Source organism: Mycobacterium sp. NGS16, assembly GCF_059813225.1.
In genome coordinates, this window is record NZ_JCALEE010000004.1 from 71,942 (window position 1) to 96,779 (window position 24,838).

Here is a 24,838-nt window from a genome sequence, read left to right on the forward strand (position 1 = left end):
GCCGGTGTGTCGGCCGCGCCTCCCGGAGTTGTCGTGCGCGCGACGGTACGGTGCCCGGTGTGTTTGCTGCCGCTAGACCCCTTGTCGTGGTCGGCGGGCTGGGCGTGGTGCTGCTGGCCGGTTGCAGTTCAGGCGATTCCACCGTCGCCAAGACACCGCAGAACACCAGCCCTCCGGCCGCCGCCGACGGGACTGCCACCTCTCCCACGACCGGGCCGACGACGAGCGCCGGCCCGGCGCCGGCGGACCCGTGCGCGGTCAACCTGGCCGCCCCGGCGATCGTCAAAGCCGTCTCGGAGCTGCCCCGCGACCCGCGCAGCGGTCAGCCGTGGAGCCCGGAACCCGTCGCCGGCAACTACAGCGAGTGTGCCGACCTGTCGGCGGTGATCGTCAAGGCCAATACCAACGCCGAACGTCCCAGCACCCGGGCGGTGCTGTTCCATCGCGGTGTGTTCGTTCCGCAATCGGTGCCGGACACCTACGGGTTCAACGGAATCGACCTCACACAGTGCACTGCCGACACGGTGGCGTTGAAGAACGCCAGCGGCATCGCCGGGTTGAGTGGGCTGGTCAAGTTCCGTTGGAACGGCACCGGCGTGGAGATCATCGGCAACACCGGCCGATAACCGCGAACCGGCCCCGCACCCGCACTAATGGTCGCGGTGCGAGGGCCGCCCGAGATCATCGGTGTCGTCGGGATCCTCCCGGTAGTGCCGGTTGCGGCGCGCCGGGCCCCTGCCGGTGATACCGAACTTCGCCAACACGTCAGGCACCGGCGTGCCGTTGGTGACCGACCGGAAGTGCTGTTCGGCGTCGACATGAAAGCCGTTGTGGCTCAGCGGCTCCGACTCCGGCACCGGCACCCGTGGGAGTTCGACGGTCAGCGGCTCGGTGACGGGATCGTCATGTCGGGCTGGATGCCGGACTGGTCGAGGGGCGCCGCGGCGGGCCTCCGGCTCGCTCGGGGCGACGGTCGGGAGCAACTCGGTCGGCTCGTCGACGTCGCGGGCCGCGCGCAACGCCGCGAAGTGGCGCGGCAAGCTGACGCGTTCCACGACGCGTGCATCGGCGAGGCGAATCCCGTCGTCGAGTTCGTCGAGATCGTTGAAATCGGGCAGGTCATCGGGGCCGTCGATCGCCCGCGGTGTCCGGCGGGCCGGCGGGATGACGATGCCGACCAGGAACAACGCGGCGGCCACCCCGAACAGGGCGATGAAGGCGGGCAGCAGCGTCGACTCCGACATCGCCGCCGCAAACGGCTCGTGCAAAAACTCGGGCAGCTGCCGCCCGTCGGGGTGCGGGCCGCCCGGCATCGGGGGCAGGTCGGCGGAGATCCGCGATGTCATGAAGGCGGCCATGCTGGCGCTGCCTAACACGGCTCCGACCTGGCGGGTCGCGTTGTAGACCCCGGAGCCGGCACCGGCCAGGTGCGGCGGGAGGTTGCGGGTGGCCGTTGCCGCCAGCGGCGACCAGATGAACGCCATCCCGACGCCGACCGCCGCGAACGGCAGCAGCAGGCGCCACACCGGGGTGGTGGACGTCATCTCGATCGACAGCCAGGTCAGCGCGATCGCCAGCACCGAGAAACCGAACCCGACCACCGCGCGAGGATGTGCCCGGTCGACGATCTTGCCGACGACCGGGGCGAGCACGCCGGTGGCGATCGCCATCGGCGCGGTCAGCAGCGCCGACCGGGTCGGCGACATCCCGCACACCACCTGCGCGTAGAACATCACCGGCAGCACCATCGCGGTAGCCGCGAAACCGATGACCGCAACCCCGAAGTTAGCCAGGCCGAAATCCAGATCACGAAAGATGTGCAGCGGGACCAGCGGCTCGCCCGCTGTGACCGCCTGCCAGTAGACGAAGACGGCCAGGCAGCCGATGCCTCCCACGACCAGCGCCCAGATCCACGGCGCCCACCCCTGCGACTCCCCCTCCTGCAAGGCGAAGACGACCAGGAACATCCCGATGCCCGACAGCGCCACCCCGAGCAGGTCGAACCGATGCCGATGCACGGGCAGATCAGGGACCAGCAGGAACGCCAGGACCAAGCCGAGGACGCCGATCGGAACGTTGACGAAGAAGATCCACTCCCAGCCGAGCCGGTCCACCAGCACCCCGCCGGCCAGCGGTCCGATCAGCGTCGCGACACCGGCGGTCGCCCCCCACACGCTCATCGCCATACCGCGACGGTCGGCGGGGAACGTTCGGGTGATCACCGACAGGGTCTGCGGTGTCAGCAGCGCCGCCCCGACGCCCTGCACCGCCCGCGCGGTGACCAGCATCGCGATCCCACCGGCTAGCCCGCACCACAGCGAGGCGGCGGTAAACACCGCCAGCCCGGCCAGGTAAAGGTACTTGGGACCGAACCGGTCGCCGAGTCGTCCGGCGACCAGCAGCGGCACCGCGTAGCCCAGCAGGTAGGCGCTGGTGACCCAGATCACCGTGTCGTAGCCGATGTCGAGCGCCGCCATGATGCTGGGGTTGGCGACCGCGACGATCGTGGAATCCACCAGGATCATGAAGAACCCCAGCATCATCGCCCACAGCGCGTGCCACGGATTGGTCGCATCCGCCGAGCCGGGCGATCGCGAGGCCGCGACTCGCACGGCCTCGCCATGCCTCCCGTGATCGCCGGGTCGAGTCCGGCTGCTCGCGGTGCTCACAAGCGCCGCCCCTCCCCTCGCTGCGCTCTGCGGTTGCGGGCATGAAGCCACTTGATCCGACGCTACGGACAGATTTTGCGTTGAACAACTCGCGGCCCCGACGCGGGGATTCGCTGCTGGATGGCTACTGCGCTATTGAAGCGGGTAAACCTCTAGCGGGGCGTTAGCCTGAACACCACGGCGGCGAAACGGGAGGCAACATGGGCATCTTTCGACGACGGCGGTCGGCGCAGGAACCGGCGCCGGCCCCCGGCGCTGAGAAGCCCAGCATGGCGGCCCGGGTGCTGTCGCGGGTCATCGAGCGCAGTGAGCGGGTGCAGGGCCCGGCGGTGCGGGCCTACGTGGAGCGACTGCGCCACAGTGAGCCCGGCACCAGCCCGGCGCAGGTAGTGGCGAAGCTGGAAAGGCGTTACCTGGCGGCGGCGACGGCCAGCGGTGCCGCGGTGGGCGCGACCGCGGCGGTGCCGGCGATCGGCACCCTGCTCGCGCTGTCGGCGGTCGCCGGGGAGACCGCGGTCTTCCTGGAGGCCACCGCGTTCTTCGTGCTCGCCGTCGCCGAGGTGCACGGCATTCCGGTCGACAACCGGGAGCGACGTCGCGCCCTGGTGCTGGCGGTGCTGGTCGGCGACGAGGGTAAGGGTGCGGTGGCCGACCTGCTCGGCTCGGGCCGCACCAGCGGCGCGTGGCTCACCGAGGGGACGGCCGCCCTGCCCCTGCCGGCGGTGTCGGAGCTGAACTCCCGGCTGCTGCGGTACTTCGTCAAGCGTTTCACCCTGCGGCGCGGGGCGCTGGCGTTCGGCAAGCTGTTACCGGTCGGCCTGGGCGCGGTGATCGGGGCCCTGGGCAACCGCATGATGGGCAAGAAGATCATCGGCAATGCCCGCAAGGCGTTCGGCCCGGCCGCCGACCGCTGGCCGGTCACGTTGCATCTGCTGCCGGCCCTGCGGGACGACGATGCCAGTCCCGCGCAACCGTCGGCCTGATCAGGCCGGCGGACATTCGGCGGCGAGCCTGGCGGAATAACTGGGAGAGGCTAGCCTTTATGAGGCAGGCGGGCGCGGCGCACATGCCTCGCCGGACGACCAGGAATCGAGGCGAGAAGCAGTCGTGAGCGGTATGAGTTCACCCTTCGGTCAGAACGAATGGCTAGTCGAGGAGATGTACCGCAAATTCCGCGACGATCCGTCGTCGGTCGATCCGAGCTGGCACGAGTTCCTGGCCGATTACAAGCCCGGCGGTGATGGGTCGCCGACACCCGCGTCCCCGCCGGCGCCACCTGCGCCAGCGGCACCACCAGCCCCAGCTGCACCGGCGGCGCCAGCTGCACCACCGGCTGCCCCAGCTGCACCGGCGACCGCCGCGAAACCCGCAAAGTCGGCGAAGCCCGCCAAGCCCGCCCCCTCGCAGGCCCCCGCTCCGGCCGCCGACGCCGAGGTGCAGGTGCTGCGTGGGGCGGCCGCCGCCGTGGTCAAGAACATGTCCACCTCGCTGGAGGTGCCGACGGCCACCAGCGTGCGTGCCGTGCCGGCCAAGTTGATGATCGACAACCGCATCGTCATCAACAACCAGCTCAAGCGGACCCGCGGCGGCAAGATCTCCTTCACCCACCTGCTGGGCTACGCGCTGGTGCAGGCGGTCAAGCAGTTCCCCAACATGAACCGGCACTTCGCCGAGGTCGACGGCAAACCGTCTGCGGTCACCCCGGCGCACACCAATCTGGGACTCGCCATCGACCTGCAGGGCGCCGGCGGCAAGCGCTCCCTGGTGGTGGCCGCCATCAAGGGCGCCGAGTCCCTGCGGTTCGCGCAGTTCGTCGCCGCCTACGAAGACATCGTGCGCCGCGCCCGGGACGGCAAGCTGACCGCCGAGGACTTCTCCGGGGTGACGATCTCACTGACCAACCCCGGAACCATCGGCACCGTGCATTCGGTGCCCCGGCTGATGGCCGGTCAGGGCGCGATCATAGGTGTCGGCGCCATGGAGTACCCCGCCGAATTCCAGGGGGCCAGCGAGCAGCGCATCGCCGAACTCGGCGTGGGCAAGCTGATCACCTTGACCTCGACGTATGACCACCGCATCATCCAGGGCGCGGAATCCGGTGACTTCCTGCGCACCGTGCACGAGATGTTGCTCTCCGACGCCTTCTGGGACGAGATCTTCTTCGAACTGTCCATCCCCTACGAGCCGGTGCGGTGGCGCACCGACAACCCCGACTCGGTGGTGGACAAGAACGCCCGCGTCGTCGAGCTGATCGCCGCCTACCGCAACCGCGGCCACCTGATGGCCGACATCGACCCGCTGCGGCTGGACAACACCCGCTTCCGCAGCCACCCCGACCTCGACGTGCTGACCCACGGCCTGACGCTGTGGGATCTGGACCGCGAGTTCAAGGTCGAGGGCCTGCCCGGCGGCGACTTCCGCAAGCTGCGCGAGATCCTGTCGGTGCTGCGCGACGCCTACTGCCGCCACGTCGGCGTGGAGTACACCCACATCCTCGAGCCCGAGCAGCAGCAGTGGCTGCAGGAGCGCATCGAGGTCAAGCACATCAAACCGACTGTGGCGCAGCAGAAGTACATTCTGAGCAAGCTGAACGCCGCCGAGGCGTTCGAGAACTTCCTGCAGACCAAGTACGTCGGGCAGAAGCGCTTCTCGCTGGAGGGCGCCGAGACCGTCATCCCGATGATGGACGCGGCGATCGACCAGTGCGCCGAACACGGGCTCGACGAAGTCGTCATCGGCATGCCGCACCGCGGCCGGCTCAACGTGCTGGCCAACATCGTCGGCAAGCCCTACTCGCAGATCTTCACCGAGTTCGAGGGCAACCTCAACCCGGCCGAGGCGCACGGCTCCGGCGACGTCAAGTATCACCTGGGCGCCACCGGGGTGTACCTGCAGATGTTCGGCGACAACGACATTCAGGTGTCACTGACCGCCAACCCGTCGCACCTGGAGGCCGTCGACCCGGTCCTGGAGGGGCTGGTGCGGGCCCGCCAGGATCTGCTGGACCGGGGCGCCTCGGACAGCGACGGCCAGCCGGCATTCTCGGTGGTCCCGATGATGCTGCACGGCGACGCCGCGTTCGCCGGGCAGGGCGTGGTGGCCGAGACGCTGAACATGGCGATGCTGCCCGGCTACCGCGTCGGCGGCACCATCCACATCATCGTCAACAACCAGATCGGGTTCACCACGGCGCCGGACCACTCGCGGTCCAGCGAATACTGCACCGACGTCGCCAAGATGATCGGCGCGCCGATCTTCCACGTCAACGGCGACGACCCCGAAGCGTGTGACTGGGTGGCCCGTTTGGCGGTGGACTTCCGCCAGAAGTTCCACAAGGACGTCGTCATCGACATGCTGTGCTACCGCCGCCGCGGGCACAACGAGGGCGACGACCCGTCGATGACCAACCCGTACATGTACGACGTGATCGGCACCAAGCGCGGGGTGCGCAAGAGCTACACCGAGGACCTGATCGGCCGCGGCGACATCTCGATGAAAGAGGCCGAGGACGCCCTGCGCGACTACCACGGTCAGTTGGAGCGGGTGTTCAACGAGATCCGCGAACTGGAGAAGCACGCGGCGCTGCCCAGCGAGTCGGTGGAGTCCGAACAGCAGGTGCCGCGCGGGCTGAACACCGCGGTGGACAAGGCGATGCTGGCCCGTATCGGCGATGCGTTCATGGCGATTCCCGACGGCTTCACCGTGCACCCCCGGGTGCTGCCGGTGCTGGAGCGCCGGCGCGAGATGGCCTACGAGGGCAAGATCGACTGGGCGTTCGCCGAACTGCTGGCGCTGGGTTCGCTGGTGGCCGAAGGCAAGCTGGTTCGGCTGTCCGGACAGGACACCCGCCGCGGCACCTTCTCGCAGCGCCACTCGGTGATCATCGACCACACCAACGGCGCCGAGTTCAGCCCGCTGCAGCTGCTGGCCACCACGCCCGACGGCACCCCGAGCGGCGGCAAGTTCCTGGTCTACGACTCGCCGCTGTCGGAGTTTGCTGCGGTCGGCTTCGAGTACGGCTACACCGTCGGCAACCCGGACGCCCTGGTGTTGTGGGAGGCGCAGTTCGGCGACTTCGTCAACGGGGCCCAGTCGATCATCGACGAATTCATCAGCTCCGGTGAGGCCAAGTGGGGTCAGCTGTCCAATGTGGTGCTGCTGCTGCCACACGGCCATGAGGGCCAGGGGCCCGACCACACCTCCGGGCGCATCGAGCGTTTCCTGCAGTTGTGGGCGGAGGGTTCGATGACGATCGCGATGCCCTCGACCCCGTCGAACTACTTCCACCTGCTGCGCCGGCACGCCCTCGACGGGATCCAGCGGCCGCTGATCGTGTTCACCCCGAAGTCGATGCTGCGCAACAAGGCGGCGATCAGCGACATCAAGGACTTCACCGACGTCAAGTTCCGCTCGGTGCTCGAGGAGCCCACCTACGAGGACGGCGACGGCGACCGCAGCAAGGTCACCCGGGTCCTGCTGACCAGCGGAAAGCTCTACTACGAGCTGGCCGCCCGCAAAGCCAAGGACGGCCGCGACGACGTGGCGATCGTGCGGATCGAACAGCTGGCCCCGCTGCCCAAGCGGCGGCTGGGTGCGACCCTGGACCGCTACCCCAACGTGGAGCAGTTCTTCTGGGTGCAGGAGGAGCCGGCCAACCAGGGAGCGTGGCCGCGGTTCGGCCTGGAGCTGCCGGAGTTGTTGCCCGACAAGCTGACCGGGATCAAGCGGATCTCGCGCCGCGCCATGTCGGCGCCGTCGTCGGGTTCGTCGAAGGTGCACGCCGTCGAACAGCAGGAGATCATCGACGAGGCGTTCGGCTGAGGAACGAAGCCGAACAATCGAGGAGCATCAAACGCCGACGAGGCGTTCGGCTGAGCGAACGCACTCAACACCGGCGAGCGTCTGTGCGCAACACGCCGCGTCGTGCTGAGCAACTGCGCACGCTCACCGAGGCCGACTAATCCAGTACCGCCGGTACCGGATAAGCTCGGGTGGTCCACCGACTGCTGGGAGAGCACATGCAGGGATTCGCCGGGAAAGTCGCCGTCGTCACCGGTGCCGGTTCGGGTATCGGCCAGGCGCTGGCCATCGAGCTGGCCCGCGCGGGAGCGCAGCTGGCGATCAGCGACGTCGACACCGAGGGGCTCGCCCAGACCGAGCGGCGCTTGACCGCGCTGGGCGTGCGGGTCAAGGCCGACCGGCTCGACGTCACCGAGCGGGAAGCGTTCCTCGCCTACGCCGACGAGGTCAAGGAGCACTTCGGCAAGGTCAACCAGATCTACAACAACGCCGGCATCGCCTACAGCGGCAACATCGAGGTCAGCCAGTTCAAGGACATCGAGCGGGTGATGGATGTCGACTTCTGGGGCGTGGTCAACGGCACCAAGGCCTTCCTGCCGCACCTGATCGCCTCCGGCGACGGCCACGTCGTCAACATCTCCAGCTTGTTCGGGCTGCTGTCGACACCGGGCCAGGGCGCCTACAACGCGGCGAAGTTCGCTGTCCGCGGCTTCACCGAGGCGTTGCGTCAGGAGATGGCCATTTCCGGGCACCCGGTCAAGGTCACCACGGTGCACCCGGGCGGCATCAAGACGGCGATCGCCCGCAACGCCACCGTCGCCGAGGGGCTGGACGCCGCCGCGATGGCCGAGTTCTTCGACCGGCGGCTGGCCGCCACCACCGCCGAAGAGGCTGCCCGCGTGATCCTGGCCGGGGTCAGCAAGAACCGGGCTCGGGTGCTCATCGGCAAGGACGCCAAGGTTCTCGATCTGCTCGTGCGTGTCCTGGGTTCGGGATACCAACGGCTGTTCACGTTCGTCATCCCGAAATTCATGCCCCGGTAGCGCATCCAGTAGGAATCTGACGACGCGACATAGGCGTGTCGTGTCGTCAGATTCCGATTCGCGGCCCGCGGGGCGGCGATCGGCTACCGCCCGAGCGGGTGTTCGTCCAAAAAGGCGTCCACCACTGCCTGCGGGTCGGCGCCACCAGCCACTTGGCGGTGCATGTCGACCAGGGCAGCGGTGTCCAGCACCCCGGCCACCTGGTTGATCGCCAGCAGTTGGGCTTCGGTCAGCGCATTGCGCCGGTACAGCGGCACCACGTTCTCCGCGCGCACCAACGCCGGTGTGCCGTCGGCGAGCATCACGGCGTCGTCGGGCGCCCCGGGATCGGCCGTAGTGGTCCACGCCGCGGTGATCCGGCCGCCGCGCAGCGCGGCGAACAAGGCAGCGTCGTCAGCGAACTCACGCAGCCTGGGCAGTACGCACCGGCCCACTGCGGCTGGTGGCCGCGCACCGGTGACGGCGCCGACGGTCAGCTTGGCGCAGTGCTGTACCAGCGCACGCAGATCGGCGCCGCCCCACGCGGTCGCGGTGGCTTTGGTCACGGCCACGGTGGGCTTGTCGGCGGCCGTCATGGCGTAGTCGCCGACCGCGAGGCTCTCCGGCAGGGCGCCGGCCAACGCCCAGTAGACCTGCCGGTCGGAGCGCGCCGCGGAGTCCGGGGCGAACACCGCCAGGAATCGGCCGGTGAAGCCGGGCACCACGGTGATCTCGCCGGCATCGAGCGCGGCGACCGGGTCGGCGACGGGTGCGACGCGCACCGGGGCACCCGAGCCACGCAGGGCGCTGGCGTACAGGTGCGCCAGAACCTGCGATTGCGGGTCCGGTGACGTTCCCACACTCAGCAGCGGCGGGGCGAGCTGCCCGGTGCAGCCGGCGATCAGCAGCGCCGCCCCTATGAGCGCCAACGGGCGCAGGTGATGTCTTTGCAGCCGGGGCACCGTGCGCTCAGGACGCTGAGCCGGCGGCCGCCGCGACCGCCGCAGCAACGGCCGGTTCGACCCGGGGGTCCAACGGGCTCGGCACCACCCGATCCGGCGCCAGGTCGTCGGCGACGACGGAGTAAATCGCTTCGGCAGCAGCCAGTTTCATCGCCTCGGTGATCCGGTGGGCGCCGGCGTCCAGCGCACCGCGGAACACGCCGGGGAAGGCGAGCACGTTGTTGATCTGGTTGGGGAAATCGCTGCGGCCGGTGGCCACCACCGCCGCGTACTTGGCCGCCAAGTCGGGGTGGATCTCCGGGTCCGGATTGGACAGCGCGAACACCACACCGCCCGGGTTCATCGAGGCGATCAACTCCTCGGGCACCACTCCCCCGGACGCGCCCAGGAACACGTCGGCGCCGGCGAGAGCCTCGGCGAGCCCGCCGGTGCGACCACCGGGGTTGGTGCGCTGCGCCAGCTCGGCCTTGACATCGTTCATGTCGGTGCGGTCCGGATGCAGTACGCCCTGCGAATCCAGCACGATCAACTCCGAGATGCCCACCGAGAGCAGGATGTTGGCGCAGGCCACGCCGGCCGCGCCCGCGCCGGAGACCACCACCCGCAACGACGAGAGATCCCGGCCGAGCACCTTGGCCGCCCCCATCAGCGCCGCCAACGCCACGATCGCGGTGCCGTGCTGATCGTCGTGCATCACCGGGCAGTCCAGCGCCTCGATCACGCGGCGCTCGATCTCAAAGCAGCGCGGGGCGGAGATGTCCTCCAGGTTGACCGCGCCGAACGTCGGGCGCAGCCGCACCAGGGTCTGCACGATCTCGTCCGGATCCTTGGTGTCCAGCACGATAGGAATGGAGTCCAAGCCGGCGAACGTCTTGAACAGCGCGGCCTTGCCCTCCATCACCGGCAGCGACGCCGCCGGACCCAGGTCACCCAACCCGAGGACGGCACTGCCGTCGCTGACGACCGCCACCAGCCGGTGCGCCCAGGTGTAGCGGGCCGCGAGCGTGTGATCGGCCGCGATGGCACGGCTGACCTGCGCCACCCCGGGGGTGTAGGCGATCGACAGCGCGCGCTGGCTGTCCAGCGGGGCCTTCAGGTCGACGGAGATCTTTCCGCCCATGTGGGCTTCGAAGATCTCTTCGTCTCCAATGACGATCGGCGAGTTGTTCGCCGTATTCGCAAGGTTCTCGGACATCGATAGTCCAGGGTACTGTGCGCGCTCTCAAACCCTCAGGTCGGCCGGGCTGTGCCACCGGGCGGCTCAACGCGCGGCGTTGAATTCGATAGGCACGGTGACCGGTCCGGTGATTCCGATGATGGCTTTCCAGGGGGCCGGGCCGCTCCGCCGTGGGTTGGGCAGGCACCGGGTGATGACGCGCAGCGCCTCGATGAGTTCAAGCCGGGCCAGATGGGACCCGAGGCAGTAGTGCAGGCCACCGCCGAACGTCAGGACCGGCGCTGCGTCACCGCGGGTGATGTCCAGGCGGCCGGGGTGGGTGTACACCTCCGGGTCGCGGTTGGCGGCGGCGATGTTGGCGACGACCAGGGTGCCGGCGGGAATGATGACCCCGCCGAGTTCGACGTCGTCAACGGCTTTGCGGAGCGTGCCGAAGACCACGGGGTAATAGCGCATGAGTTCCTCGGCGGCGCGCGGTGCCAGTTCCGGGCGTTCGGCCAGTGCCGCCCATTGCTCGGGGTGATCGCAGAGCGCCTGGACGGCGGCGGCCAACTGATTGCGGGTGGTGTCGGTGCCTGCGCCCAACAGAGTCGCTGCGAGCATCAACAGCTCGGCGTGGGCGAGTCGGTCACCGTCGTCTTCCGCGCGGATCAGGTCGGAGAGCACGTCATCGGTCAGGTTTGCGCGCCGCGCGGCGACCAACTTCTCGAGGTAGGCGTCGAGGCTCTGCCAGGCCGCCAGGATCGCCGGAGCGTCGTTCCCGACGTTCCAGTCGAAGATCTTCTTGATGTCATCGGTCCAGTCCGAGAACAGTTGCCAGTCTTGGCGCGGCACGCCCAGCAGCGCGCAGATGATCGGCGTCGGGTATCGCCGGGCGATCTCGCTGACCACGTCGCAGCGGCCACGAGGGGTCAGCGGCGCAACCAAGTCGGTGATGACCGCGATGATCAGTGACTGCAGCCGCCCGGCGGAGCGGGGCGCGAAGGCCTTGGACACCAACCGGCGCAGCCGATGATGCTGCTCGCCGTCGAGGCTGAGGATGTTGCGAACGGCCCGGTCCCACAGCGGTCCCGAGGTGATGCCCTGCAGATCCAGCCCGAGGCCTCGGGCGGTGGCAAACCGCGGGTCGCGCAGTACGGTACGCACCAGCTCGTAGCTGAGGATCTCGGGTCCGTGCGGTCCCATCGCCAGCGGTGCTAGCTGCCGGGCCGCGGCGATGCGTTGGTGCGCTGCGTCCGGGTCGTGCAGATGGTCATACGCCAGCCGCGGGAGATCGGCGCTGAAGATGTCGGGGCGGCTGCTGGTGGGGACGGTCGTCATGGGGGCCTCCTTGGTCGGGTGACATCGACTATCGGAGGGGCCGAAGGCAAAACCATCGGTCAGGACGCGTAGATCGCCGCGGGCGGGGTCGTAAATCCGCGCGCAATCTACGCGTATGTGCTGATGTTTTGCCCTACCCGGCCACCGCATGCTGGCTAGCATGAGCGAACGCGTTGACACGCCGCTGGTGACGTGGAGTGAGGTGGGCGTGAACGAGCTGCCGACCGGAACGGTGACGTTGCTTCTGGCCGACGTCGAAGGCTCCACCCGGTTGTGGGAATCCCAACCGGATGAGATGACCCTGGCGGTGGCACGGCTGGATCGCACCCTGGCGCAGCTGGTTGCCACCTACCGGGGCGTGCGGCCGGTGGAGCAGGGCGAGGGCGACAGCTTCGTGCTGGCCTTCGCCCGGGCCAGCGACGCGGTGGGGTGCGCGCTGGAGCTACAGCGGGCACCGTTGGCGCCGATCCGGCTGCGTATCGGCCTGCACAGCGGTGAGGTGCAGCTGCGCGACGAGGGCAACTACATCGGCCCCACCATCAACCGCACCGCGCGCCTCCGCGATTTGGCGCACGGCGGCCAGACCGTCCTTTCCGGGGCGGCCGAAGCACTGGTGGTCGACTGGCTTCCCGCCGATGCCTGGCTGATCGACCTGGGCTGCCATCCGCTGCGGGGCGTACCCAAGCCGGAACGGGTGGTGCAGCTGTGCCACCCCGATCTGCGCAACGAATTTCCTCCGCTGCGAACAGCGGGACCCGTTGGCTCACAGCACCTTCCACCGCAGCTGACCCGATTCATCGGACGCACCGGCCAGATGTCCGACGTGCGAGCGCTCCTCGCCGACAACCGGCTCGTCACCTTGACCGGCGCCGGGGGCGCCGGCAAGACCCGCCTGGCGGTCGAGATCGCGGCGCTGTCGGCCGAGGAGTTCAGCGGCGGCGTGTGGTATGTCGATCTCGCGCCGATCACCGACCCGGAACTGGTGCCCGTGGCCGCGGCACGTTCGCTGGGCCTGCCGGACCAGCCGGGCCGCTCCACCATCGACACTCTCATCCGATTCCTCGGCGAGCGGAACATGCTGGTGGTGCTGGACAATTGCGAACATCTGCTCGACGCCACCGCAGCCCTGACCATCGAACTGCTCGGCGCCTGTCCAGAACTGCGGTTCCTGGCGACCAGCCGGGAGTCGATCGCGGTGGACGGCGAGGTCACCTGGCGGGTGCCGTCACTATCGCTGCTCGACGAGGCCGTCGAACTGTTTGCCGACCGGGCGCGGCGCGCCTGCCCGGACTTCGTCCTCACCGACGCCAACGCGACCACGGTCGCGGAGATCTGCCGACGTCTCGATGGAATGCCCCTGGCGATCGAACTGGCCGCAGCGCAGATTCGGGCGCTGTCGCTGGAGGAAATCCTGGACGGTTTGCATGACCGCTTCCGACTGCTGACCGGCGGCGCGCGGCGAGCAGTGCGTCGACAGCAAACCCTGCACGCCTCCGTCGACTGGTCGCACACGCTGCTGACCGACCCGGAACGGGTGCTCTTCCGTCGATTGGCCGCCTTCATGGGTGGCTTCCATCTCGACGCCGCGCAGTTCGTGGCGAGCGGCGCCCCCATCAAGGGCCACCACGTGCTCGACCAGCTCACCCTGCTGGTCGACAAGTCGCTGGTGGTCGCCGAAAACGCCACGGGCCGAACCCGTTACCGCATGTTGGAGATGGTGCGCCAGTATGCCCTGGAGAAGCTGGGCGAATCCGGCGAGGCCGATGACGTCCGCAGTCGTCATCGTGATCACTACACGGCCTTGGCCGCCACCCTCGACACCCCGAACAGCGATACCCACGCCCAGGCGCTCGAACACGTCGAATCCGAGATCGACAACCTGCGTGCCGCATTCGCGTGGAGCCAGGAGAACGGCGACATCGAACTGGCGATGGGCCTGGCGTCGTCGCTGTTGCCGATCTGGCTGTCTCGCGGGCGCATCGTGGAAGGGGCGGCCTGGTTTGATGCCGTCCTCGCCGCCGACGGCGCCGATCTGCCCCGCCCGGTACGCGCACGGGCGCTGGCCGACAAGGCACTGCTCAACGCGTGGGGCTTGGCGTTGGACAGCACCGAGCAAGCCCAGGAAGCCGTGGCGATCGCCCGCGAACTCGACGATCCGGCGCTGCTTGCCAGGGCGCTCACCGCCTGCGTGGGCATTGCCGCCTATAAGGCGGAGGTAGCGCGGCCGTACTTCGCCGAGGCGATCGAGATCGCCCGCGGGCTGGGCGACCAGTGGCGGCTGGCCCAGATCCTCGGGTGGAAGACGTACGCAGCCGTGGTGGCGGGCGACCTGATGGGGGTCCGGGAGGCCGGCGAGGAGGGCCGTGAGCTGGCCGAATCCCTTGGCGATCAGTTCCACTCGCGCTACTGCCGCAACTGGCTGGGGACGGCCAGCTACATGCAGGGTGATCTCGCCGGGGAGGCCGCACGGTGCCGGGAGATGATCACCGAGGCCGACGCGGCCGGCGACATGCTCAATCGGTTCCTCGGCCTACAGAACCTCGCCCTGGTGTTGGCATTCCAGGGCGAGACCAGCCAGGCCGAGACCGTGGTGGGTGCGCTCATCGACACCGGCGCAGTGCTGAGCCGGGTACACGAGGGAGTCGCCCACATGGCGGCCGGCGTCGCCGCCCTGGCCCGCGGCGATGCCGCCGCCGCCAAGCAGGCGCAGGACCTGATGTGGCATCACATCGGCGTCCACGACGAAATCGCGGCCATATTCCGGTGGTGCCGAGCGGAGACGGCCTTGGCCGCCGGCGATCTCAGCGCCGCGCAGCAGTGGGCCGATGAGGGTGTCGCCGCAACGACCGGGTGGTACCGGATCATGGGACTGGTGCCGCGTGCGCGCGTGGCCATCGCCCGGGCTGACCCGCGGCGGGCCGAGCGTGATCTGCACGAGGCGCTGGCGATCGCCGCCGAAACCAAGGCGCAGACCGGGATTGCGGAGGTTTTCGAGTGCCTGGCTGCCGTGGCGTGCAGCACCGGCAGCCACCGCGAAGCGGCCCGCCTTTTCGGAGCGGCCGACGGGCTCCGGCAGCGCATCGGCGCGGTTCGCTTCAAGTATCACGACGGGGCATACGAAGCATCGGTGGCAACGCTGCGTAACGCCATGGCGGCCAAGGACTTCGAGCAGGCCTGGGCCGACGGTGCCACGCTGTCCACTGACGAGGCGATCGCGTACGCGCAGCGCGGCCGCGGCGAACGAAAGCGCCCGTCGAAGGGCTGGGGCTCGTTGACCCCGACCGAGCTCGACGTCGTCCGCCTCGTCAGCGACGGTCTCGGCAATAAGGACATCGCCGCAAGGCTTTTCGTCTCACCGCGTACCGTGCAGACGCACCTGACTCACGTCTACACCAAGCTGGGGCTGACCTCCCGGGTACAGCTCGCCCAGGAGGTCGCCCGCCGGGCGTGACGCTGTTAGATCAGGCCGAGCCCGGTGACCGCGTCACGCTCCTCGGCCAGCTCGGCAGTGGAAGCGTCGATCCGGCCGCGGGAGAAGTCGTCGATCTCCAGGCCCTGCACGATGCTCCAGTCGCCGCCTGCGGTGGTGACCGGGAACGACGAGATCAGGCCTTCCGGCACACCGTAGGAGCCGTCGGAGATCACCGCCATCGACACCCAGTCCCCGTCCGGGCTGCCCAGCAGCCAGTCCCGGGCGGCGTCGACGGTGGCCGACGCCGCCGAAGCGGCCGACGAGGCACCGCGCGCGTCGATGATCGCCGCGCCGCGCTTGGCGACGGTCGGGATGAAGTCGTTCTCGATCCAGGCCTGGTCGCCGACGACCTCAGCGGCGTTACGCCCGCCGACCTCGGCGTGGAAGATGTCGGGGTACTGGGTGGCCGAGTGGTTGCCCCAGATCGTCATCTTCTTGACGTCGGTGACCTTCACCCCGGTCTTGGCGGCCAGCTGCGAGATCGCCCGGTTGTGGTCCAGGCGGGTCAGCGCCGAGAAGCGCTCCTTGGGGATGTCCGGGGCGTTGCTCATCGCGATCAGCGCGTTGGTGTTGGCGGGGTTGCCGGTCACCCCCACCCGGATGTCGGAGGCCGCGACCTCGTTGAGCGCCTTGCCCTGCGCGGTGAAGATCGCGCCGTTGGCCTCCAGCAGGTCGCTGCGCTCCATACCCGGGCCGCGCGGGCGGGCGCCGACCAGCAGCGCCAGGTTCGCGCCGTCGAAGATCTTGTTCGCGTCCGAGCCGATCTGCACCCCGGACAGCAGCGGGAACGCACAGTCGTCGAGCTCCATCACCACGCCCTCGAGCGCCTTGAGTGCGGGCTCGATCTCCAGCAGACGCAGTTCGATCGGCCGGTCGGGGCCCAGCAGCGAGCCACTGGCCAGGCGGAACAGCAGGCTGTAGCCGATCTGACCGGCGGCGCCGGTGACGGCCACCTTGAGTGGGGTTGTGCTCACGTCAAGTGCTCCTCGAACGGGTTCGGCTTGGTCTGGGATTGGTCCGGGTCGAAACTAGCGCACCGCCGGCGGCACGAAAACTCCGGACCCCGGCCGAACCGCGCTGACCGGTCGGTTTGGGTCCAGGCGCGTAGCATTTCACCGGCAGTGTGCGCCGGAGGGAGGGCCGCCATGACGGCGTTGCGCGACCCGGTTCCCCGGGTGTTGATCGACTGCGGCGTCTACGCCGACGGCGACCGGATTCCCGGCGAGTTCACCCCGGCCGGGGCGATGGCCAAGGTGCGCCAGATCGAGACCGATGGGCGCGAGGCGTTCGTCTGGGTAGGCCTGCACGAGCCCGACGAGCGCCAGATGCAGGCGGTGGCGGCGACTTTCGACCTGCATGAACTGTCCGTCGAGGACGCCGTGCACGCCCACCAGCGGCCCAAGCTGGAGCGCTACGACGAGACGCTGTTCCTGGTGCTCAAGACCGTCAACTATGTCCCCCACGAATCGGTGGTGCTCCCCCGCCAGATCGTCGAAACCGGCGAGATCATGATCTTCGTCGGCAAGAATTTCGTCGTCACCGTCCGCCACGGCGAACACAGCGGCCTGGCGCAAGTCCGCAAACGCATGGAAGCCGACCCCGAGCATCTGCGGCTGGGCCCGTATGCGGTGATGCACGCCATCGCCGACTACGTGGTCGACCGCTACGTCGAGGTGACCAACCTCATGGAAAGCGACATCGACACCATCGAGGAGGTGGCGTTCGCGCCCGGCACCCGCACCGACGTCGAACCGATCTACCAGATCAAGCGCGAAGTCGTCGAGCTGCGGCGCGCGGTCGCGCCGCTGTCGGTGCCGTTCCAGCGGATACAGACCGACTACAAGGACCTGATCTCCAAGGAGGTGCGGCGCTACCTGCGGGACGTCGGCGACCACCAGACCCGCGCCGCCGAACAGATCGCCAGCTACGACGAGATGCTCAGCTCCCTGGTGCAGGCGGCACTGGCGCGGGTCGGAATGCAGCAGAACACCGACATGCGCAAGATGTCGGCCTGGGCCGGCATCATCGCCGTCCCCACCATGATCGCCGGGATCTACGGCATGAACTTCGACCACATGCCCGCGCTGCACTGGACGTTCAGTTATCCGGTGGTGCTGTGCGCGATGGTGGCCATCTGCACACTGTTGTATCGCGCGTTCCGCCGCAACGGCTGGCTCTGAGCGCACCTTCGCCGGCCGCGAACGTGCACTGTTGCACGGCAAAACCGGCGTGTCGGCGGGCAAACACGCGCTCTCGCGCAGGAAGTTACCCGGGCTGGGAGGCCGGCCGGTTCGGGTCGAACACGTCCACCCCGTCGGCCTGCCAGGCCTCGCGCATCGCATCGGCGCCCTTGAGCCGCACCCAGGCGGCCTCGGTCGCGGTGATCGGGGTGGCCGAGCAGAACCGCACCGGTTCGCGCGGGGGCTCCAGCGGCAACTCGGCGATATCACTCTCGCCCAGCAGCAGCGCGGTGAACGGCACCGCCCCCGACTGCCGGCTCCACAGCGGCTCCCCGAGATCCATCAGCGCGTCGGGGGCCAAGACCACGCCCTCCACCACCGGTGCGGCCGCCACCGCGGCGAGGCTGCGGGCCAGTCCCGCGTCGGAACCCGAAATCCGCAGCCGCAGAACCAGTTCTGCGCGGGGACCGTGTACCGGGTCGGCCAGGATCTGGCCCGGATCTCCCATCGGATGCCGCGAGCAGCCCACCGAGACGTAGTGCACCATCCGGTCGGGGCCGGGGCCGAACCGCAGCACCTCGATGGGCTCGACTCCCAGGAAGGTCACGCGCGCCGCGTCGGGCTCTGAGGTGATGCCCACGGCGGTGAAGTGCGCCCGCAGGTGGGCGCGCACCCGCTCCAGATCGTCACTCACCGGCGGTTCACCGGCCGGCCGGCGCGACGCTGAGGTTCACCCCGGACTTGGCGTCGAACACCACCACCTTGCCGGCGTCCAGGGCCAGCTCGATCGGCTGCCCGCCGGCCGCCTTCGACGCGGCGGGAACCCGTGCCACGAGTTCGTTTTCGGCCGACGTACCGGCCGGCTCGTTCGGGGTGAAGTACAGGTATTTGTCGGCGCCGAGAGATTCGACGAGGTCGACGCGCGCGGAGAACGTGACCGCCCGGTCGCGCTGGGCGCCGTCGAGCAGCCCGGCGTCGCCGAGATGCTCGGGGCGCACCCCGATGACGACCTCATTGCCGTGCGGCTGGGGATGACGGCCGATCGCGTCGCGGACCTCCGCGGCCAGCGGGATCTCCCCGAACGCCACTCGCGCGCCGCTCGGGGTCAGCGTGCCGGGGAAGAAGTTCATCGCCGGTGAGCCGACGAATCCGGCGACAAACAGGTTGGCGGGCCGCTCGTAGAGCTCGTCGGGGGTGCCGATCTGCTGGGCGATCCCACCGTGCATCACCACCACCCGGTCGCCGAGCGTCATCGCCTCGGTCTGGTCGTGGGTGACGTAGACGGTGGTGGTGCCCAGCCGCCGCTGCAGCCGGGCGATCTCACTGCGCATCTGCACGCGCAGCTTGGCGTCCAGGTTCGACAGCGGCTCGTCCATCAGGAACGCCTTGGGCTGCCGCACGATTGCCCGCCCCATCGCAACCCGCTGACGCTGCCCACCGGAGAGCTGCGACGGCTTGCGATCCAGAAAATCGGTCAGGTCAAGGATTTTGGCGACCTCGGCGACCTTCTCGGCGATCTGCGGCTTCTTCATCTTGGCCAAGGTCAACGGGAATGCGATGTTGCCGCGCACCGTCATATGCGGGTAGAGGGCATACGACTGAAACACCATCGCGATATCGCGGTCCTTGGGCGCGCGCTCGTTGACGCGTTCGCCGCCGATGCGCAGCTCCCCCGACGAGATCTCCTCCAGGCCGGCGATCATGTTCAGTGTGGTGGATTTTCCGCAGCCGGACGGGCCCACCAGGATGATGAACTCGCCGTCGGCGATGCTCAGCGACAGATCTTTGACCGCCACCGCGCCGTCGGGGTAGCTCTTGGTGATGTGGACGAGTTCGATCTCTGCCATCGGCCTATCCCTTCACCGCGCCGGAGGTCAGTCCCGCCACGATCCGTCGTTGGAAGATTAGAACAAAGATGATGATCGGCACGGTGATCACCATCGCGCCCGCGGCGATGGAACCGGTCGGTTCCTCGAACTGCGAACTGCCGGTGAAGTTGGCGATCGCCACCGGAGCGGTGATCGAGGCTTTGGTCGCCGTCAGCGACAGCGCCAACAGCAGGTCGTTCCAGGCGAAGATGAAGACCAGGATCGCCGCGGTGACGATCCCGGGCGCGGCCAGCGGCGCGATCACCTTGCGGAACGCCTGAGCCGGTGTGGCGCCGTCCATCTTGGCGGCCTTCTCCAGGTCCCACGGAATCTCTTGGAAGAACGCCGAGAGCGTGTAGATCGCCAGCGGTAGCGCGAAGGTGATGTAGGGGATGATCAATCCCGGCCAGGTGTCGAACAGGCCGGTCGCCCGCTCGATGTTGAAGATCGGTGTCACCAGCGATATCTGGGGAAACATCGCGATCAGCAAGGCGGCCCCGACCAGCAGCCGCTTGCCTGCGAAGTCCAGGCGCGCCACCGCGTACGCGGCCATCGCGCCGATCACCACCGCGATCACCGTGGTGATCAGGCCGATACCGACGGAGTTGATCAGCGCCGACCCGAAGACGTCACCGGCAAAGATGCCGCGGTAGTTGTCCAAAGTCACCGACGACGGAATCAGCTTGCCGTCCTTGACCGTTGATGTCGGTTTGAGCGACAGCGACAGGATCCACAGCACCGGCACCAGCGCATAGACCACCACGGCCAGGTCGACGATCAGCCAGGCGGTGCGGCGGCGAAGGTCGGTCATTTCTGGCCCGATCCCGGCGCCGCGGCGCCGAACACCTTGACGAACACCCAAGCGATCAGCGCCACGCAGACGAAGATCAGCACCGAGATCGCCGATCCCAAGCCCACGTTGAAGCCCTTGAAGAGGTTGTCGTAGCCCAGGATCGACACCGAACCGGTGTTGTTGGAGCCGTTGGTGAGCACGTAGATGTTGTCGAAGATCCGGAACGCGTCCAGGGTGCGGAACAACAACGCCACCAGGATGGCGGGTTTCATCATCGGCAGGATGACCTTGACCAGTCGCCGCCAGGCGCCGGCGCCGTCGACCTGCGCCGCCTTGAGCAGATCGTCGGGGACCAGGGCCAGCCCGGCCAGCAGCAGCAGCGCCATGAACGGCGTGGTCTTCCACACCTCGGCGGCCACCACGATCGCCAGCGACGGCAGTTGGTGGGTCAACGGCGCGCTGCCGTCCGGCAGCAGATTCGCCAGGTATCCGGTGCCCGGCGTCCAGGCGTAGTACCAGCTGTAGGCGGCCGCGACCGTGACGATGCCGTAGGGCACCAGCACCGCGGTACGCACCATGCCCTTGGCGAACAGGCTGCGGTGCATCACCAGCGCCAGCGCCAGGCCCAGCACGAACTCGATGGCCACCGAGACCATGGTGATGCCCGACGTCACCGCAAAGGCGGTCCACCAGTAGGAGTCGGTCAAGGTGGTCTGGTAGTTGGCCAGGCCGACGAATGCGGTATCGCCCGGCGTGGCCAGGTTGTAGCGCAGCAGGCTCAGCCAGATCGCGTAGCCGATCGGATAGGCCGTCACCGCCAGCATCAGGATCACCGCCGGGGCGACCAGCGCCACGGCCAGCCGCCGCTGTGATCGTTCATCCGCACGGGACGTCACGGGATCAGCCCCTTGCCGTCGATGGCCTTTTGCACCTGCACGGTGAGCTCGTCGGCGGTGCGCTCCGGGTCGATGGCCGTGATCGGCGCCAGCGTCGCCGATATCCGGGTCGACACCGCCTGATAGACCGGTGTCGCCGGACGTACCGCAGCGTTGGTGAGTTGGTCGCGAATCAGGTTGTGGTGCGGGTACTTCAGCTGGAACTGCGGGTCGGAGTACACCGAGGCACGCACCGCGGGCAGGCCGCCCTCGATCGCGACATATTTCTGGTTGGCCGCATTGCGCAGACAGCGCACCGCCTCGAACGCCTCGGCGCGATGCCGGGTGGTCTTGGCCACCGCGAGGTTCAGCCCGCCCAGGGTCACCTTGGCCGGGTGGCCGTCGGAGACCGCCGGGTACGGCGCGAACCCGAGCACGCTGCGGCTGGCGTCGTAGGCGATCCGGTACTGCTCGTCGCTGGGCGCGAACGAGCCGACACTGTCAATGCTGCCGGCCAGATCCGAACGCCGGTCCAGCGGCAGGAATCCGACCCCACCCTTGACCGCGTTCTCCAGCATGGACGGCAGCACGAACGGCCAGTTGACCTCCAGTGCCGCCTTACCCTGCTCGAAGGCCAGCCGGGCGGTGCCCTCATCGCTTTGGGTGATCGACGGATCAGCACCCGGGGCCGAGGCCACCTGCTGCATGATCCGCAGGGCGGCGACGGTGGCAGCCCGATGTTCGGCGGTGTCGGTCAGGGTGACCGTCTTGCCGTCGTCGTCGAGCACCCGCCCTCCGGCGCTGGCCAGCAGCGTGTTGAACCACACCACCAGGCCTTCGTATTGCTTGGCCTGCACCGCGATCCAGCTCGGTTTGCCGGCGGCCTGCAAGCGGGCCGCCTCGGCGACCATCCCATCCCAAGTCGACGGCGCCGTGGCCATCAGATCCGGCCGGTACCAAAGCAATTGGGTGTTGGTGATGAGGGGGGCGGCATACAGGCGCTGTCGCCAGCGGGCGGTGGCCAGCGGGCCCGGCAGGGTGTCGTCTTGAGCATCGGCCTCGGCTTTGCCGGCCGGATCGGCCGACAGCGGCAGCGCCCAGCCGGCCTCGGCGAACTCGGCGGTCCACACCACGTCTAGGCCCATCACGTCGAGCGTGCGGTCATTGCCGGTGAGGCGCCGGGCCAGCTGCAGGCGCTGGTCGTCGGCGGCGCGCGGCAGGCTGAACTGCTGAATCCGGTAGCGGCCACCGGCCTGCTCGGTGCAGCGCCGGGCGATGGCGCGGAACGTGGCGGTGTCGTTGGCCGGGGTGTACACGCTGATCACCAGACCGTCACCGGCTTGCCCGGCCGAACCGCAGGCCGCTCCCGCCGAGGCGACGCTCAGCGCCGCCAGCGCGGCCGCGCCCAGCCGCCGTACGCGACCGCGCCGACTCGCCACGCCACCCGCCTCCCGTTGCCGCTTCGTGCCACGACGGTAAGGCCGCCCGACCGCGCTGTGCAACAACGCGAAGTCAGAGCGTCAGCTTCGCCAGCAGATCCCGGCCCTGCTCGGCGCTCTGCGGATCACACAGCACGTCGTAGCGGCCCGCGACCAATTGCATGGTCGAGCTGAAATCCCTTGTGCCGCGCGCCATCGCGTACGGAACCGACGACGTGATCAAGCCGAAGAACACCCCGGCGACCAGGCCGGTCACCAGTGCCTGGGCCGGGTTGGCGCTGAAGATGCCCAGCACCAGGCCGATGAACAGACCCAGCCAGGCCCCGGTCAGCACGCCGCCGCCGAGCACCTTGGGCCAGGTGAGCCGACCGGTGACGCGTTCGACCTGCATCAGGTCGACACCGACGATCGTGACCTGGTGCACCGGGAACTGTTGATCGGACAGGTAGTCCACGGCGCGCTGCGCCTCGGCATAGGTGGGGTAGGACCCGATCGGCCAACCCTTGGGCGGCGTGGGCAGCCGCGCCACGTCACGCCGACCCGGGGCTGCCGCCGCCGCGCCAAGCGGATCGGGGGTCTGTCCGGACTGAAAAGGGCTGGTCATGGGATTTCTCTCTCCTCGCTCCGGCACGCTAGGGGGCTGTCGGACAACAAGCCGGGCCCGGCGCATCCGCTAGGTTGAACAGCATGACAGCTCCCGGCGACGATTCTGGCGAGAATCCCCGAGCCAATACCGACCAACCCTGGACCGACGCCGGTGCATCCGGGCCTGACCAGGGCGGTTGGCCCTATCCGTCGGGTTTCGATGCCTATCCTCCCTCGACGCCGGGTTACCCGCCGGGCGGATTTCCCCCGCCCCCACCGCCCGGCGGATTTCCGCCACCCCCACCGGCAGGCGGTTATCCGCCGCCGGGCTACGGCGCACCGGGCGACTATCCCGGCTTTGGCACTGCGCCCGGTTACCCGCCCGGCTACGGCTCACCACCCGGCTACCCGCCGGGGGGCTACGGCACGCCCTATCCGGGCGGCTACTTCAATCCGGGCCAGCCGCAGAAGACGAACGTGTTGGCGGTCAGCTCCCTGGTGGTCGCACTGCTCGGCCTGTTGTTCTGGCCGCTGGGGCTCGCCGGCGCCGTGCTGGGTGTCGTCGCGCTGAGCCAGATCAAGCGGACCGGTGAGGCCGGTCATGGCATCGCGGTGGCCGGTACCGCCGTCGGCTCCGCTGCGGTGGTGCTCTCGTTCATCCTGGCGATGATCGCCCTGAACTGATCCGGCCCAGGGCTTAGGCGCTCGGCGGCTCGAACGGCGGTGCCGCACGGCGCATCCCGGCCGCCCGCCCCTTGCCGGCCACCACCAACGCCATCTTGCGGCTGGCCTCGTCGAGCATCTCGTCGCCGAGCATCACCGCGCCGCGAGCCCCGCCGGCCTGCGAGGTGTGCCAGGCATAGGCCTCCAAGATCAGCTCGGCATGGTCGTACTCGGCCTGCCGCGGGCTGAAGATCTCGTTGCCGGCCGCGATCTGGTCGGGATGCAGCACCCATTTGCCGTCAAAACCAAGAGCGGCCGAACGCCCCGCCACCCGCCGGAACGCCTCGACGTCGCGGACCTTCAGATAGGGCCCGTCGACGGCGGCGATCCCATGGGCGCGGGCGGCGACCAGGATCGTCATCAGCACGTGGTGGTAGGCGTCGCCCTCGGTGTATCCCTCGGGCTGCTCGCCGACCTCCAGGGTACGGGTGTTGAGGCTGGCCATCAGGTCGGCCGGGCCCAGCACCAGCGCCTGCACCCGCGGTGCGGCGGCGATGGCGTTGATGTTGGTCAGCCCGCGGGCGTCCTCGATCTGGGCGTCGATGCCGATCTGCCCGACCGGCAGGCCATGCACCGTCTCCAACTGGGTCAACAGCAGATCGAGGGCCTGCACGTGGGAGGCGTCGGACACCTTGGGCAACACCACGACGTCAAGGCGCGCGCCGGCGGCGCCGACAGCCGAGACCACCTGGATCAGGTCGGCGTGGGTCCACGGCGTGGTCCAGTCATTGACCCGCACCCCCAGTAGCGGCGCCGTCCAGTCGCCCGCGGTGAGTGCGTCGGCCACCTGCGCGCGGGCCTGCTCCTTGGCGGCCGGGGCGACGGCGTCCTCCAAATCGAGGAAGACCTCGTCGGCGGGCAGATCCTTGGCCTTGTCGATCATCTTCTGGCTGCTGCCGGGTACCGACAGGCAGGTACGGCGGGGGCGATATGCGTTGGTCACCTAAACACTC

General features: G+C 68.8%; 19 protein-coding genes. 7 read left to right on the top strand and 12 right to left on the bottom strand.

Going from position 1 to position 24,838, the window contains the following annotated elements:
- Positions 1-59 precede the first annotated feature (59 nt).
- Entirely contained in the window at positions 60-626 is a 567-nt protein-coding gene (locus AC5Y4Q_RS12035) for an LppP/LprE family lipoprotein (protein ID WP_234786480.1), read from the top strand.
- Between the two features lie 24 nt (positions 627-650).
- On the opposite strand, the gene AC5Y4Q_RS12040 is transcribed toward AC5Y4Q_RS12035, so the two are convergent.
- Positions 651-2,543, bottom strand: a complete 1,893-nt coding sequence (locus AC5Y4Q_RS12040) for an MFS transporter (RefSeq protein ID WP_499959273.1) — start codon at positions 2,541-2,543, stop codon at positions 651-653.
- 326 nt (positions 2,544-2,869) lie between these two features.
- Between AC5Y4Q_RS12040 and AC5Y4Q_RS12045 the strand changes: the two genes are divergently transcribed.
- The 3 genes from AC5Y4Q_RS12045 (at position 2,870) to AC5Y4Q_RS12055 (ending at position 8,512) form a co-directional block, all read left to right on the top strand.
- Positions 2,870-3,652, top strand: a complete 783-nt coding sequence (locus AC5Y4Q_RS12045; RefSeq protein WP_064923143.1) for a hypothetical protein — start codon at positions 2,870-2,872, stop codon at positions 3,650-3,652.
- A 124-nt stretch (positions 3,653-3,776) separates the two neighbouring features.
- The gene (locus AC5Y4Q_RS12050; RefSeq protein WP_064923145.1) at positions 3,777-7,490 is read left to right on the top strand and encodes a multifunctional oxoglutarate decarboxylase/oxoglutarate dehydrogenase thiamine pyrophosphate-binding subunit/dihydrolipoyllysine-residue succinyltransferase subunit; all 3,714 of its coding nucleotides are present in this window, start codon (positions 3,777-3,779) and stop codon (positions 7,488-7,490) included.
- A gap of 197 nt (positions 7,491-7,687) precedes the next feature.
- Positions 7,688-8,512 (top strand): SDR family NAD(P)-dependent oxidoreductase, encoded by an 825-nt coding sequence (locus tag AC5Y4Q_RS12055; RefSeq protein WP_499959115.1) that lies wholly within the window; start codon positions 7,688-7,690, stop codon positions 8,510-8,512.
- A gap of 83 nt (positions 8,513-8,595) precedes the next feature.
- On the opposite strand, the gene AC5Y4Q_RS12060 is transcribed toward AC5Y4Q_RS12055, so the two are convergent.
- The 3 genes from AC5Y4Q_RS12060 to AC5Y4Q_RS12070 all read right to left on the bottom strand — a co-directional run bounded on the left by AC5Y4Q_RS12060 (position 8,596) and on the right by AC5Y4Q_RS12070 (position 11,950).
- On the bottom strand, positions 8,596-9,429 hold the full coding sequence (locus AC5Y4Q_RS12060; RefSeq protein WP_064923196.1) for a glycine betaine ABC transporter substrate-binding protein: 834 nt from the start codon (positions 9,427-9,429) through the stop codon (positions 8,596-8,598).
- A gap of 31 nt (positions 9,430-9,460) precedes the next feature.
- Positions 9,461-10,648 (bottom strand): NAD(P)-dependent malic enzyme, encoded by a 1,188-nt coding sequence (locus tag AC5Y4Q_RS12065; protein WP_064923149.1) that lies wholly within the window; start codon positions 10,646-10,648, stop codon positions 9,461-9,463.
- 66 nt (positions 10,649-10,714) lie between these two features.
- The gene (locus tag AC5Y4Q_RS12070; RefSeq protein ID WP_064923151.1) at positions 10,715-11,950 is read right to left on the bottom strand and encodes a cytochrome P450; all 1,236 of its coding nucleotides are present in this window, start codon (positions 11,948-11,950) and stop codon (positions 10,715-10,717) included.
- A gap of 160 nt (positions 11,951-12,110) precedes the next feature.
- Between AC5Y4Q_RS12070 and AC5Y4Q_RS12075 the strand changes: the two genes are divergently transcribed.
- Positions 12,111-15,401 (top strand): helix-turn-helix transcriptional regulator, encoded by a 3,291-nt coding sequence (locus AC5Y4Q_RS12075; RefSeq protein ID WP_499959118.1) that lies wholly within the window; start codon positions 12,111-12,113, stop codon positions 15,399-15,401.
- 5 nt (positions 15,402-15,406) lie between these two features.
- Here the strand turns inward: AC5Y4Q_RS12075 and AC5Y4Q_RS12080 are convergent, their stop codons facing one another.
- Entirely contained in the window at positions 15,407-16,396 is a 990-nt protein-coding gene (locus AC5Y4Q_RS12080; RefSeq protein WP_064923155.1) for a malate dehydrogenase, read from the bottom strand.
- Between the two features lie 171 nt (positions 16,397-16,567).
- Here AC5Y4Q_RS12080 and corA point away from each other — a divergent pair, with 171 nt between their 5' ends.
- Positions 16,568-17,602, top strand: coding sequence for a magnesium/cobalt transporter CorA (corA, locus tag AC5Y4Q_RS12085; RefSeq protein ID WP_064923157.1), 1,035 nt, complete (start codon positions 16,568-16,570; stop codon positions 17,600-17,602).
- Positions 17,603-17,687: 85 nt separating this feature from the next.
- On the opposite strand, the gene AC5Y4Q_RS12090 is transcribed toward corA, so the two are convergent.
- The 6 genes from AC5Y4Q_RS12090 to AC5Y4Q_RS12115 all read right to left on the bottom strand — a co-directional run bounded on the left by AC5Y4Q_RS12090 (position 17,688) and on the right by AC5Y4Q_RS12115 (position 23,181).
- On the bottom strand, positions 17,688-18,296 hold the full coding sequence (locus AC5Y4Q_RS12090) for a suppressor of fused domain protein (protein ID WP_064923159.1): 609 nt from the start codon (positions 18,294-18,296) through the stop codon (positions 17,688-17,690).
- 7 nt (positions 18,297-18,303) lie between these two features.
- Complete coding sequence (locus tag AC5Y4Q_RS12095) at positions 18,304-19,449, bottom strand: ABC transporter ATP-binding protein (protein ID WP_064923161.1); 1,146 nt, start codon at positions 19,447-19,449, stop codon at positions 18,304-18,306.
- Between the two features lie 4 nt (positions 19,450-19,453).
- Complete coding sequence (locus tag AC5Y4Q_RS12100; RefSeq protein ID WP_064923163.1) at positions 19,454-20,281, bottom strand: carbohydrate ABC transporter permease; 828 nt, start codon at positions 20,279-20,281, stop codon at positions 19,454-19,456.
- On the bottom strand, positions 20,278-21,159 hold the full coding sequence (locus AC5Y4Q_RS12105) for a carbohydrate ABC transporter permease (RefSeq protein ID WP_499959121.1): 882 nt from the start codon (positions 21,157-21,159) through the stop codon (positions 20,278-20,280). The genes AC5Y4Q_RS12100 and AC5Y4Q_RS12105 overlap by 4 nt, the downstream gene beginning before the upstream one ends.
- The gene (locus AC5Y4Q_RS12110) at positions 21,156-22,577 is read right to left on the bottom strand and encodes an ABC transporter substrate-binding protein (protein WP_064923167.1); all 1,422 of its coding nucleotides are present in this window, start codon (positions 22,575-22,577) and stop codon (positions 21,156-21,158) included. The genes AC5Y4Q_RS12105 and AC5Y4Q_RS12110 overlap by 4 nt, the downstream gene beginning before the upstream one ends.
- 73 nt (positions 22,578-22,650) lie before the next feature.
- On the bottom strand, positions 22,651-23,181 hold the full coding sequence (locus AC5Y4Q_RS12115) for a YflT domain-containing protein (RefSeq protein ID WP_064923169.1): 531 nt from the start codon (positions 23,179-23,181) through the stop codon (positions 22,651-22,653).
- Positions 23,182-23,264: 83 nt separating this feature from the next.
- On the opposite strand from AC5Y4Q_RS12115, the gene AC5Y4Q_RS12120 reads away from it, so the two are divergent.
- A complete protein-coding gene (locus tag AC5Y4Q_RS12120; RefSeq protein WP_234786479.1) occupies positions 23,265-23,846 on the top strand; it encodes a DUF4190 domain-containing protein in 582 nt (193 codons plus the stop codon).
- 13 nt (positions 23,847-23,859) lie between these two features.
- Here the strand turns inward: AC5Y4Q_RS12120 and AC5Y4Q_RS12125 are convergent, their stop codons facing one another.
- Positions 23,860-24,828, bottom strand: coding sequence for an HpcH/HpaI aldolase/citrate lyase family protein (locus tag AC5Y4Q_RS12125; protein ID WP_125224760.1), 969 nt, complete (start codon positions 24,826-24,828; stop codon positions 23,860-23,862).
- Positions 24,829-24,838: the final 10 nt, after the last annotated feature.